Below are 10,885 nucleotides of genomic sequence, written 5' to 3' on the forward strand. Positions count from 1 at the left end.
TGTTTGCCCCCCACCGCCCGTTTCGGGGGGCTGGTTGTTCCCCCTTGTTCTGCCTCCGGTAGGAAGCCATATTCAGCCAGCTTCACAAACTTTTCTGAACTTCCATCCGAATGGATGGAAATAGATATACCCTTGCTTTTATGTGCCCGAAAAGCGGTAGGCCCAATATCAACCGGAACCCCGTCAACCGACTTAGCTATTTTCATCTTGTAGCCATCCCCGAAGGTAACGGTCACATAAACTTTGTCGCTTAAAGCTCCCTTAACGCGCATCCGAATACTAGCCAAATAATACGATCCACCGCCTTCGGATGGGACAAATCTAGTTCCTCCCCCCGCCGTTTTGGCTGGAAAAGTACCAGACGTATCTTTTGGAACAACGGCTTCAAATCCCCCATTCGGTACTTTTATATTTCCGGTAGGTGGTGCGGCTGCCGCAGCCAAACCAGGAATATTAATGAGCATAATAATTAATAGGATTAATGCTGTTTTTTTCATTTCACACCCCTAATCTGTAGAAATAGCCCAGACACATTAAAGCTTGTCTGGGCTATTCCCTTAAAAAAATATTGATTATTTCGTTTGGAATTTCTTCGCTACCCAAGACATGAGTCTCATAACCAAACCGTAGAGAACAGGTGAAAATACTACGCCCAGGGTAAGCAAAATCCACGGGCCGTAAATTCCTAGAAAACTAACAGCAGTCGTAATCATATCAGCAGGTGTGAAGGGTAAACTTACCCCCGAAAAATCAGCATTAACAGCAGCAGGCATCATAGCCATAATTATTTTCCTCCTTAGGGAAATTGAATTTTATATAGAGTGAGGGTACCCCTCTTGCTCAAGTTAGTAATATTTCACGTCAACATCGTCATCATCGTCTTTTTGTTTTCCCATGTTCGGAATATCAACGACCAGGATAAGCACCATAAAGGCGACGAATACGGCAAGTCCGATCATTGCCATCGGCATGTTGAATTTAAAAAACCACCGGACATAATACCAAAATTCCTGTAATCTCTCGGCTGTGAAAAACGTAGTAGGAAAATCTTTGGTAGGATCAACAACCAGGTAACGGAACATTATTCTTTCCTCCTGGCGACTGCGGACATAATGGAACTAAGCAGCAACTTAACTACATACACAGCCATAACCACCATCACAAAAGGCGCAGCCGTTGCTATAAAATTCCTAAACATTTGCCAAAAAAACGTAAAATCCCATAAATCAGAAACGTTCATACTCTTCTCCCCTCCGGTGGACATGCCAAAGGGAAAATGCCGTATGTATTGCACCAATGGCAAGGAAAAATGCCGCCAAAAGCTTAACAAGGTCAGTATTTCCCAGGAGCCACAGCAACGTTGCCCCTATAATCGTCTGCAATACAACACCACCTCAATTAGCAACTTAGCCATTAGCCCAGCTACTACCGGAACTGTAAACACTAATCCCAAGGCGACAGCAGTGTCATGAGGACTCAAGCTCGAAAGCAACATGTTATCGCCTCCCCCATGCTGTATCCAGCAGCCATTTAAGCACCAAGAACGCAATAAGCAAAAAAATACTGGATGCCACAATTGCATCACCAAGGGTCATTTCACTGCTGAAAGCTATGAAATTTCCATTCGGCAATTCAACCAAGGTTTGTTCCCTTAGTTCTCCAGGCTGATTGACAACATACACATCTTGTGTAACCGCCGTAGGCTTGGTTTCTACAACCGGAAATTCCTGCGGCTGCTCCGTGACTGGAACTGACTGTTGCGGTTCCGATTTTGGAGAATCTTCCTGCACCGACTTGGATGGTTCTTGCACCGTAATAGCTTGATCCCCTTGCGCCGAAATGGACTGTTCCGGTTGAGCCTGGGCATCTTCTTCGTTCAATTTTCCACCTCCAGTTGAATGCAAAAAAAGAGACGCTGCCTATGAAACGGCTGCGCCTCTATGACTCTCGAAATTCATGTTTAAGAAGCCTTATCCTACCGGCTTACTATTGCAAGGCAGGACAAAATAACATAAAGTGTATCGAGGGACGAGCGAGGCGTAATCGCTCCGACCAAGGGATTATGAAAGTTGGTAGCTTTCATTTCCCACATAAGTCCTGTTGGTGTTGGTAGCACCTAACAGGGCTTTTTTGCTATTCAGGTTTAGTGTTAGGTTTAGGATAGCTCAATATGTATTATTTGTCATCGTGCTGCGTTCTAACTATTGTAGGAAGCAACACGTTTGAGTAAATAACATCACAAATTTTCTTGCATGTGGCTATCGTCCCTAATCTCTAGGATACAATACCTAAAATGCGAACAGGTTTTCCGTTCTTGTTTACTATAAAAAAAAAATCAGGACTTGTCTATATTTTCCGTGTTAATTCTATCCAAATATTTTTCATTCACCAGTTTTTCTATAACATGCTTAGGATTTCCGTCTTTCTCTATTTCCCAAAGAACATTTTGTTTCAGGTTGATGCAGATACTTATTGTTAATTCCCCCACGGGCTTTCTTCTTCTTGGCAATCTATATACTTCCCTTCGTCACATCCTTCACTTTTTTTTATTTTTAGCATACACAAAAAGCGGCAATTCCCCAAACTGAGAATTACCGCTTTTATATCTAAACCGTGTTGCTTCCTAAAGAGATGTATATCTCTCCCTTTATCCTCGCCCTGGCGTGTAGATATCTTGTTCCCTTTGCTTCTTTTTTTTCCAAACCATTTCAGGGTCGCGCTCCCCTTGATCTAGCTTGTCCGCGTTTCGACGGAAGAAATTCCACCATTTCCGCTGTAAAGAAGAATCCAAAAGCTTTTTTGTTTCTTCAAGCTCCTGCTGCAAAGCTGCAATACCGCTACTTTGTTGTTCCATCTGTGCGCGCATGCTAGCAATATCTCCAGCCTGTTGCTTGCTATGCTCTGACATCTGTTTTAATAGCTCAAGCGCCTGATCATATCGCTCATCATAGCGATTTTCAGCAGTAGCAACCACCGCTTCCGTAGCGCCTGATAATCGAATATTCTTAGCTGCAATAAAGGTTGCGCCCTTCTCTATACTTATGCCGTTATCCTTGCATAGCGTAGCGAGTTCTTTCATCATCATAGCGTCTTTTTCCGTATAGCTTCGATTGTTAGAATCGCTACGTTCTACGATATACCCTGCCTTTTCCAAAGCGGTAGCATACTTTCGAACCGTAACGGGTTTTACCCCTAAAAAGCTTGCTACATCAGCAGTTTTCAAGTAACACCCTCCCATCTATCATATCGGTTTCCCTATTAAAATTCCGTTACGCCTATGATATGCTCCATCTATTTTTTTAGCAAACTACCATCCACAAAACCGCACATATAGCCAGCAGCCATGAGTTCCATTTCCCTTTTTTCGTCCAGACCACGGACACCCTGGACGAATTTTTCAGAGCGTGTTTTCGATTCACTCATTAACTTGATTAACTCTTCCATACGATCTCTATTAATCATTTTCTACATCCCCTACATGTGATATAATATAAGCAACGAAATTTTGAAATGAAGGCTCTCAGATCCCCACGATCAGAGGGCTTTTTCTTTATTTATACCAATATTTTCGAGCGCAGCTTCATAGCCGTTATCCTCTATTTCTTTTAACAATTTAAAACGAAGATCATTATGCAAAATATAACGCCAATCCTTCCAATCAAGCGTACCAAGTAAATCAGCTTCCTCTACCTTTTCAGTTGCCACTTCCTCATCTGTTTTTTCTTCGATTAAAAATCTGTCTTTCAAGCCAGGACTCCAAACAAGCTGCCGTTTACCTTTAGTTGCCTTCGCATATTCTTGAAATTTGTCCTGATACTCAAGATCGCCATCCTGTATAACCACACGCAAAAAATCAAATGGTGTCATGCTCCCAGCACGACCTTTTTTAATATTTGCCTTGGTCATCTCGGAATCTGTGCCCCAACGCTTATCCATCAGGTCGCCCCATTTTCCTATATATGTACTTGCTTCCGCAGCGTCATGAATTTTCAAACCATGTTGCCGACTACACTCCAGACCGTTAGCAGCACAAGCACCTGACCACAAGCTATACAGCTTGTCCTCCATATCTGCCCAATCCCAAGATTCAATTTCATTATCATGCATAAATAACAAATGAATATGAGGATGCCATCCGTTTACCCCGTAAGTAATCTCAAAAGCCCGTATACTGCCAATTAATCCAATTTCCTTGCGGATATTATTATACCTTTTGCCGCTACGAAACTTATTAATAGACTTACCTAAAGCAATCAGAAGATCATCCAGCTTATCCCTAGAAGAATGCGAAAAAGTCAATGTTAGCATAGTGCAATAACCACCACCGTCTAAATGAGCTTTAAAAGCCGTTTTAAGCTCTGTCCGGCGACGTTCTGAAATTTTACTCGCACACACTGGACACGTCCAAACACTTCCGCAGACCATCAGACCACCGTAAAAAGCTTTCTGCGTTGACCTATGTTTGTATAAGTCTACTCCGCCATAACGCTCAATCTGATGCCTTAAACAAATCCCAACGCGGTTTTTCGGTAACATATGTTTTGCCACCGATTGCATTTGATATCTCAATAAACGGTCGTCCAAAGGCGGTTGCTCGTTTTTCGGGGAAAATACCCTTTTATCTCTCGTTTTCTTCGCCGCATCCCCATTTTTCTCAAAACAGGGTGACGGCGATTTCGTAGTTATTACCAAGGGCGCCTCCGGCGCCTGAGGCGCTGCCGCGCCTATATTCGAACCCATCACACCAACCCTATTCTATTTTGAACTTTTCACCATATGAATATTTCACAACAGCATTTACCACAATTTGAACAATTTCGCACCAGCTATAGCAAACAAACAACCGATAAACATACTAATAAAAAATCCAACTAGAGCCTCCACCAAAAACCTCCTAGAACTAAAGTCGCCCCCGGCGGCTAAAGGGCTAGCCCTTTAGAATCCCTATTCCCTCGGCGGGAGCCAGCCCTCCGAACCAGGGGTTCAGAGGGGCATTTCAAGGCTTGCAATTGGGAACCGCTCGTCAAGGGTTCGCTTTGCCGCTGCGCGCCCTGGACGGCTGCATACGGCGCTTTTAGCACCAAGCAAACAGAAAAGCCCCTGTGTTAACCGATAACGATCCTCGGGAAACACAGGGGCCTTATATCATAAATTTGGGGTATTGTATACGCCGGACAAATCCGGTACAATAATAACCAAAGCCATGTTATAGCGAGCGCCTGTTTCTCCGATCCTTACATCGGTTAAGCAGCGAGGGTTGTCCAGACCCAAGCCGCCGTGAAACGTGGCCTTTTTATTTGTTATGAAAATTCTACCACCGTCTATCAATTTTTACTAGACCTCGCAACAAAAAAACCTACCAGGGTCATTCCTGGCAGGCTTCAAGTTCTTGTATTCTCTTCTTCAATTCCTTAATGTCCATTTTGTGTGACCAACGATGCAGATTAAGAAATACATATCCGATAAGTACAAAACCAGCGCACATTATAGCACTGAACGGCACAATAACCTTATTATCCATTGCTCTTTGAAACAGTTGCATTTGTTCCGGTGTAAAATTCTCCATTATTGTTGAAGAAACATCCAAGAACATAACAAAAAGCGCAATGACCGCTATAATTTCGATAGTCCACATAATCACCTTCCATAGAGTTGTTTCAAAAAACAAATCAATTTTTTGACCAACTTTTTTCATCCCACTTCCTCCTGTTCCATTGCTTCCGTTTCTTTAACGATAGCCATATATTTTGAATATTCCGTTTTTGTGAGCTCCTCCCGATTTAGCACGTAATAGCAATTACGCCCGACTTGTACGCGGCGTTCTTCGAATATATTTTTCCGCTGCCAGTGTAGGCAGCTCGTCGGGATCAGCAGCCGCCCAAACATGGCAGCTATACTTTCCGCGTTTTTAACCTGGCGCCAGAAATAATATTCTTGACTCAATCTTGTATACCGGATTTTTGGAATAGACGGAAACTGGTAAAGCAGCTCCTGCGGATCATGTTTAATTTTGCTTGCGGGTACGATTGTTGGCACCTTTAGCCCTCCTAGCTTCGTCGTGTGCTTTTTCTAGTTCTTCTAAAAACGTTTCTGCTTCTCGTTCTGTCCGCGGCAATGGAAACCCGTTAACGAATGAATATGTATCAAACAGGTCGAGTCCGTGGATCTGCTTTACTTTTGCGCTACTTAAACTACGAGAATGAAGAAATTGCCCTTTCGGGCCAAAACTGTCTGCCTGGAAGTCAAAGTAATCTAGAATAATCCCCTTGTTGCCCATAGGTCGAACATGTATAAGCACCTCAAGCATTTCGCGGATACGCGTATCCAGGCGGTTTATGCTAGGTGTAGCAAATATCTGTATACTTTGCATTTTTCTGGCAAACGTCAGAACATCCGTAGCTAGGGTATTTTCAAATTTAAGCGACTTCCTGGAATCAAAAGAGCGATGCGACTCGTCCCACACGCATATGCTTCCATTAGCTGCTGCAACCTTAAACCAGTCACTAGCAACTTTTAACCGTTCGGCCCCCTGAAGGTCGTAGTTCGCAAAAAGCTGCACATGTCCGCCGCGTTTCTCAATTTTATTTTTATACAACCAGGCCATCATGCTTGCAGTAGTCGTTTTACCAGCCCCCAGGTTGCCTACAACGCCTATAATATGCGGCATAGGCCTTTACCCCCTTCCACCCTTAACCATCCGTCCATCTGCCATAATGACAGGCTTAGGGGGCTTTGGTATAAGCTCCTCGATTGTGCGCAAGAATGTTTCAGGCCGGGCCACAGATTTTTTAAACTCATCTTTCATCTGCTTAATTATCGTCTTGTAAGGACTACCGTTAGGATGCAGCCTGGTGTTATTGCCCATGTCCTCCAACAGCAGCAGCGCCCTAACCTGGTCTTCCGAAAATGGCGCAGCGTAATCGCTCATGAATGCCAGGACTTGTTTTACATCCGAAACGTGCTGTACGTTCGGAAACAGATCGTCATTTATGACACTTTGAATCTTGTCTGCGTTATCGTATTTTTCGCTCATATTATTTCGCCACCATCATGATAATAAGAACCAGGACAACCAAAGCAATGATAACGATTCTCCCCATTGGCAATTTAGCAGCAACGGGGGATTCTGGCGCAAAATGCGTAATTTGCCGCAGGACGGTACTCCGCTCCAGCGCCGCGATACGCTGACAGTCCGTTACATTTTCGACGGTGGTCGGATACAAGAAAATCCGCCCACGCGGCCCGGTGTAGGATTTAACATCGGCTGCCGGCACAGAATAATTGCTTTCTGCCGACTCGGCATACAGCCGTTCATCGTTAACAGCTACCACTGGGGCAATGGCTGCCGTACCATCCTCTTTGAAAATAACCAGTACGTCCTGCGGTTCATATACCTCTTTACTTGCGAACAATGCCATTCCGCTTCTCTCCTCTATTCTTCATCTTGTTAAATGCCCAAATTGTAAGTAGTGTCACCCATGCAACGCCAAGAGACAAACCCGATCCAATCGCGAAAAAATAACTAAATACGCTGCCCTCCATAATGCCCTCCTATATCCATTGAAATATCCCTGCCTTGATAGCGAAGTATAGCCGCAAGATAACTTTAACGATCTGCAATATTCCCAGGATCAATATCCCTGCCAGCAGCGAATTTACAACAGCCTGGAACGGGCCAGGCAGATAGCTAAAGAATCCAAAATAGTTGTTTAGGTTTATACCATGTCCAGCAGCCAGGCCAACCCGATCCAAATAATCTCGGGCCATCGTTAAAAACTGGGTCGGCGGCTCGAAAATGGAGTCGAAAAAATTTTTTAAGCCTGGCGGCAGAAAGTAATCGTACATTCTACCACCTCATTGTTCGGATATTGGGTCGGATATCCGGATCCCTGGTTAAACAATCGTTCGGAAATTGGACTCCGGAATTTGTTGGCCATAATTTTAATGTTCGGTTATTCTGCCATCTGGAAGCTGCCGATAATCCGAATGACCCCCCAAGCTACCCCGAACCAGATCAGGAAAAGCAGCACATAGGCCACCTTGTCGAGTTGAAAATAATTGAGCCCCAGAGCCACATTTTTTAAAATCGGCTGCCAGGTGCCAGTTCCAGCCGTTTCGCCACTGTATGTAAAGCCTGCCAGGGTAACAAAAATCCCCTTAACAAAAGCGACCACTATTTTGGCAATTGACCAAAATACTTGGATAAGCAGCCAAGCCAGCGTAGCCACTTTATAAACCAGGTACAGCACCATAGCCACCAACACAAACAAAGGACGAAACAGCGTCTTGAGTAGATTAAAAAGAGCCTGGAATAGGTCGCCCAGTAAAGACGAAAAAAAGTTGAACAGACGTTTAAACATGCGTTCTAAAAACGTCCATCCTTCCCTTAGAAACTGTCCGATCATATTTTGAACCGTTTGCTAGCAAACTTGATGATCCTAATCAATCCCGCAGCCATCCGATCCGTAAAGGCCAGGGACACAAAGACCAGGAGTGCTGGAGACAAATACGCTAACTGTGCTCCAGCGAATTGAAAAATATCTGCTAAAGCCATAACCTCAGCTCCCCTTTAGATTTTTTTTACTTAACCAGGCTATAAGTCTGACCAGCAGCTCATATAGCACTGGAGAAAATACAACAGCCAAAGCAATTAGGATAAAAGGTGCGTACATCATCAAAAAGCTGATAGACGTTTTAAGCATTTCAGGAATTCCGATGAAGGATAACGGATTGTCCAAAAAACCACCGCCAGGCGGCGTATTTGGATTGCTGCTGCCTCCTTCGCTGCCGTCCTTAAAAATCGCCCTAGCTTCACCCTTATTTACTAGGTTCGCCGGGTTGTACCCCATAGCCCTGGTAATCCGGTATTCACGTACTCCCGGTCCCACGGTATCTATTAATCTACCATTCAAGTATATTTTGTAGCCTGTCGCGCCTTCCGTCTCAGTCCAAGTAACCAATAAGTAACCATCTTTTGCTTCTTGCTCGGTTTCCGTGACCGGATTTTTTGGAGTAACAGAAACCATATTAGACCGTGCCGATTCGTTTCCAGATGTGTCGAAGGCACTTACTTCATAGCTATAGATTTTGTTATTCTGCAATCTGGTTATTTTAAGCCTATTATCTACACCCAACTTGCGTAATGTAGTCCCATTTTGGTAAATCATATAGCCAGCTAAATCATCTTCTTTACCTGGTGTCCATTGCAGCTCTACCGACTCATTTCCAGCCTGTCCCGACAAAGTAGGTACAGCAGGTGGGATTGTATCAGGTAGTCTAGGTGTAAGGATAATAGGTCCAGCCCTCGCACTTTCGTTTACATCCGCATCAACGGCAGTCAAGTAAAACGTATATTTTGTTCCATTTTTGAGTCCATTAAGCAAAATTTTTCTACTATTGTTTTTTTCTAAATCAACTTCAGCGTCTAAATATTTTCTAGGTACACCATCTGTGTACAGCACGTAATGACTAAAATCAGTTTCAGTGTTTCGGTCGAAACTAAGGGTAACAGTGCTATCTCCAGCCGTTCCAGTAAATCCCGTCGGCACAGCTGGCGGCGTGGTATCCGGTGTCCCAAAAACATTTAACTCATACACATACCTATTAAAGCCATTAGATTTTGATAATCTAAAACTTTTAATTGGTTTCGCAAGTTTAACAACCCCATCTGTTATGGCATTGCCATACAGCCTAAACATGTTGTTTGACCCATCTGCGTAATAGATGAACACGATAAGGTCATTGTCTGCGCCCCCATCTACTCGATAACGTACTTTAAGATATTGAGCATCTACCGCCCCTGGAAACGTGTAACCAAGTATATTAGGACTAAGCAACACATAATTATCCAAATTACCATCAGTCACGACGTTAGTTGTTCCCATCACTGCGCCACTGCGATAGTCTAGGAAATTTATAGGTTTTCCGTCTAACAATCCTTTAGAATAGTCCGCTGCCGCATGTGAATGACTAGCACTGAAAAATGGAACTAAGATCATACACAAAAACCAAAATAGGTACTTTATTAGTCTGCTGATATTCCCCCCCCCCTCCTCTATTTCGGAATAGGAATCGGTCCAGTCGTCGCATCTGGAAGAGCTGGGCTTCCTCCCTTATCAGATGGTTTTGGTAATTCAAATTCGATGTTCCCAGGCTTCGGCGGTTCCTGTTTGCTCGGCTCCGGTCCTGGTTGTCTTGGTAATTCAAAAACTATTTTTCCAGGCTTCGGCGGCTCACCCGTGTTTACTCTGTCAGGCTCCTTTATTCCCTGGGAACTATTCCGATCATCACCAGGTAAAACCATTTGCCCTGGTGGATCTGCCCCGATGTTCGATATTGGATCTTCCAACATAAACGGTCGTGATTCGTCTTTTGTCTCTATCGCTGGCACGCTGTCCAGGTCAAAGCTTATTTTTCCTTTTTTAAATTCGTCTGGTACCTCCGGTTTCAACATGTCTGCCTCCGGTGTGGATGTATCCGGTTTAGGCATCGGTACACTCGTAGCCTGGTCAATTTCGGATTGGCTTGGCGCACTTGGCACGCTGCCGATATAACCCGACAAATGTCTAATTGTAGCCCCACCGATTTTGTCCGCCACACTATCCCAATCTGGCGGCGGTGGTATCGCCCGGGCAACTGCTCCGGTAAGTTGCCCCATAAGCGTGTCCCAATCTGGACATTCAAGGGCCTTTTTTATGTTCTCGCACGGATCACATTGCGTGCTGCCGCCTGAATCGTCTCCCGGGTCCGTAGCTCCCCCATCATCACTGCCGCCCGTGTCTCCACCGCCTGTGTCGCCGCCGCCCGGGTCTGTTGTACCTGTATCGCCGCCCCCACTGGAGCCGCCTCCGGTGTTACCATCGCCACCTTTTGGCGGTGTAGGCGT

At 44.5% G+C, this 10,885-nt stretch carries 20 protein-coding genes and 1 pseudogene; all 21 read right to left on the reverse strand.

The features are described 5' to 3' along the window. Positions 1-497: hypothetical protein (locus tag MKY98_RS26900; RefSeq protein ID WP_341011473.1), on the reverse strand; the 497-nt coding region annotated here is incomplete at its 3' end. A 75-nt stretch (positions 498-572) separates the two neighbouring features. Then, complete coding sequence (locus tag MKY98_RS26905) at positions 573-782, reverse strand: hypothetical protein (RefSeq protein ID WP_341011474.1); 210 nt, start codon at positions 780-782, stop codon at positions 573-575. Positions 783-845: 63 nt separating this feature from the next. Beyond that, positions 846-1,082 (reverse strand): hypothetical protein, encoded by a 237-nt coding sequence (locus tag MKY98_RS26910; protein WP_341011476.1) that lies wholly within the window; start codon positions 1,080-1,082, stop codon positions 846-848. Then, on the reverse strand, positions 1,082-1,240 hold the full coding sequence (locus MKY98_RS26915) for a PTS ascorbate transporter subunit IIC (protein WP_341011477.1): 159 nt from the start codon (positions 1,238-1,240) through the stop codon (positions 1,082-1,084). Before MKY98_RS26915 ends, MKY98_RS26910 begins: the two co-directional genes overlap by 1 nt. 126 nt (positions 1,241-1,366) lie before the next feature. Beyond that, complete coding sequence (locus tag MKY98_RS26920; protein ID WP_341011479.1) at positions 1,367-1,495, reverse strand: hypothetical protein; 129 nt, start codon at positions 1,493-1,495, stop codon at positions 1,367-1,369. 1 nt (position 1,496) lies between these two features. Continuing rightward, a complete protein-coding gene (locus MKY98_RS26925) occupies positions 1,497-1,880 on the reverse strand; it encodes a hypothetical protein (RefSeq protein WP_341011480.1) in 384 nt (127 codons plus the stop codon). A gap of 455 nt (positions 1,881-2,335) precedes the next feature. Further along, a complete protein-coding gene (locus MKY98_RS26930; RefSeq protein ID WP_341011482.1) occupies positions 2,336-2,509 on the reverse strand; it encodes a hypothetical protein in 174 nt (57 codons plus the stop codon). Positions 2,510-2,647: 138 nt separating this feature from the next. Continuing rightward, on the reverse strand, positions 2,648-3,223 hold the full coding sequence (locus MKY98_RS26935; protein WP_341011484.1) for a MerR family transcriptional regulator: 576 nt from the start codon (positions 3,221-3,223) through the stop codon (positions 2,648-2,650). A 68-nt stretch (positions 3,224-3,291) separates the two neighbouring features. Continuing rightward, positions 3,292-3,462, reverse strand: coding sequence for a hypothetical protein (locus MKY98_RS26940; protein WP_341011486.1), 171 nt, complete (start codon positions 3,460-3,462; stop codon positions 3,292-3,294). Positions 3,463-3,534: 72 nt separating this feature from the next. Further along, positions 3,535-4,692 carry a protein rep gene (locus MKY98_RS26945; RefSeq protein ID WP_341011487.1) on the reverse strand — a complete coding sequence of 386 codons (1,158 nt, stop codon included), beginning with the start codon at positions 4,690-4,692 and terminating at the stop codon, positions 3,535-3,537. A 673-nt stretch (positions 4,693-5,365) separates the two neighbouring features. Further along, positions 5,366-5,695 (reverse strand): hypothetical protein, encoded by a 330-nt coding sequence (locus MKY98_RS26950; RefSeq protein ID WP_341011488.1) that lies wholly within the window; start codon positions 5,693-5,695, stop codon positions 5,366-5,368. Then, positions 5,692-6,036, reverse strand: a complete 345-nt coding sequence (locus tag MKY98_RS26955) for a hypothetical protein (RefSeq protein WP_341011489.1) — start codon at positions 6,034-6,036, stop codon at positions 5,692-5,694. The genes MKY98_RS26950 and MKY98_RS26955 overlap by 4 nt, the downstream gene beginning before the upstream one ends. Next, positions 6,005-6,667, reverse strand: a complete 663-nt coding sequence (locus MKY98_RS26960) for a zonular occludens toxin domain-containing protein (protein ID WP_341011491.1) — start codon at positions 6,665-6,667, stop codon at positions 6,005-6,007. Before MKY98_RS26960 ends, MKY98_RS26955 begins: the two co-directional genes overlap by 32 nt. Before the next feature lie 6 nt (positions 6,668-6,673). Then, positions 6,674-7,033: a hypothetical protein gene (locus tag MKY98_RS26965; protein ID WP_341011492.1), complete on the reverse strand. Its 360-nt coding sequence runs from the start codon at positions 7,031-7,033 to the stop codon at positions 6,674-6,676. Position 7,034: 1 nt separating this feature from the next. Then, on the reverse strand, positions 7,035-7,418 hold the full coding sequence (locus MKY98_RS26970) for a hypothetical protein (protein WP_341011493.1): 384 nt from the start codon (positions 7,416-7,418) through the stop codon (positions 7,035-7,037). Further along, entirely contained in the window at positions 7,399-7,542 is a 144-nt protein-coding gene (locus tag MKY98_RS26975; RefSeq protein WP_341011494.1) for a hypothetical protein, read from the reverse strand. Before MKY98_RS26975 ends, MKY98_RS26970 begins: the two co-directional genes overlap by 20 nt. A gap of 9 nt (positions 7,543-7,551) precedes the next feature. Beyond that, positions 7,552-7,845 carry a hypothetical protein gene (locus MKY98_RS26980; RefSeq protein WP_341011495.1) on the reverse strand — a complete coding sequence of 98 codons (294 nt, stop codon included), beginning with the start codon at positions 7,843-7,845 and terminating at the stop codon, positions 7,552-7,554. Positions 7,846-7,952: 107 nt separating this feature from the next. After that, positions 7,953-8,360, reverse strand: coding sequence for a hypothetical protein (locus MKY98_RS26985; RefSeq protein WP_341011496.1), 408 nt, complete (start codon positions 8,358-8,360; stop codon positions 7,953-7,955). 41 nt (positions 8,361-8,401) lie between these two features. Then, on the reverse strand, positions 8,402-8,554 hold the full coding sequence (locus MKY98_RS26990) for a hypothetical protein (RefSeq protein ID WP_341011497.1): 153 nt from the start codon (positions 8,552-8,554) through the stop codon (positions 8,402-8,404). Positions 8,555-8,558: 4 nt separating this feature from the next. Then, the gene (locus MKY98_RS26995; RefSeq protein ID WP_341011499.1) at positions 8,559-9,998 is read right to left on the reverse strand and encodes a fibronectin type III domain-containing protein; all 1,440 of its coding nucleotides are present in this window, start codon (positions 9,996-9,998) and stop codon (positions 8,559-8,561) included. Positions 9,999-10,054: 56 nt separating this feature from the next. Continuing rightward, positions 10,055-10,885, reverse strand: a pseudogene (locus MKY98_RS27000) (hypothetical protein); the annotation flags it as partial.

Origin of the sequence: Paenibacillus sp. FSL M8-0228 (genome assembly GCF_038007385.1) — a bacterium.
In the GTDB taxonomy this organism is placed as follows: Bacteria; Bacillota; Bacilli; order Paenibacillales; family Paenibacillaceae; genus Paenibacillus; species Paenibacillus polymyxa_D.

What these genes read in the sequence shown, in the direction of transcription:
- MKY98_RS26905 (WP_341011474.1), bottom strand. Translation starts at nt 782, where the DNA reads ATGGCTATGATGCCTGCTGCTGTTAATGCTGATTTTTCGGGGGTAAGT.
- MKY98_RS26910 (WP_341011476.1), bottom strand. Translation starts at nt 1,082, where the DNA reads ATGTTCCGTTACCTGGTTGTTGATCCTACCAAAGATTTTCCTACTACG.
- MKY98_RS26915 (WP_341011477.1), bottom strand. Translation starts at nt 1,240, where the DNA reads ATGAACGTTTCTGATTTATGGGATTTTACGTTTTTTTGGCAAATGTTT.
- MKY98_RS26920 (WP_341011479.1), bottom strand. Translation starts at nt 1,495, where the DNA reads ATGTTGCTTTCGAGCTTGAGTCCTCATGACACTGCTGTCGCCTTGGGA.
- MKY98_RS26940 (WP_341011486.1), bottom strand. Translation starts at nt 3,462, where the DNA reads ATGATTAATAGAGATCGTATGGAAGAGTTAATCAAGTTAATGAGTGAA.
- MKY98_RS26950 (WP_341011488.1), bottom strand. Translation starts at nt 5,695, where the DNA reads ATGAAAAAAGTTGGTCAAAAAATTGATTTGTTTTTTGAAACAACTCTA.
- MKY98_RS26960 (WP_341011491.1), bottom strand. Translation starts at nt 6,667, where the DNA reads ATGCCGCATATTATAGGCGTTGTAGGCAACCTGGGGGCTGGTAAAACG.
- MKY98_RS26965 (WP_341011492.1), bottom strand. Translation starts at nt 7,033, where the DNA reads ATGAGCGAAAAATACGATAACGCAGACAAGATTCAAAGTGTCATAAAT.
- MKY98_RS26970 (WP_341011493.1), bottom strand. Translation starts at nt 7,418, where the DNA reads ATGGCATTGTTCGCAAGTAAAGAGGTATATGAACCGCAGGACGTACTG.
- MKY98_RS26975 (WP_341011494.1), bottom strand. Translation starts at nt 7,542, where the DNA reads ATGGAGGGCAGCGTATTTAGTTATTTTTTCGCGATTGGATCGGGTTTG.
- MKY98_RS26980 (WP_341011495.1), bottom strand. Translation starts at nt 7,845, where the DNA reads ATGTACGATTACTTTCTGCCGCCAGGCTTAAAAAATTTTTTCGACTCC.
- MKY98_RS26985 (WP_341011496.1), bottom strand. Translation starts at nt 8,360, where the DNA reads ATGTTTAAACGTCTGTTCAACTTTTTTTCGTCTTTACTGGGCGACCTA.
- MKY98_RS26990 (WP_341011497.1), bottom strand. Translation starts at nt 8,554, where the DNA reads ATGGCTTTAGCAGATATTTTTCAATTCGCTGGAGCACAGTTAGCGTAT.
- MKY98_RS26995 (WP_341011499.1), bottom strand. Translation starts at nt 9,998, where the DNA reads ATGATCTTAGTTCCATTTTTCAGTGCTAGTCATTCACATGCGGCAGCG.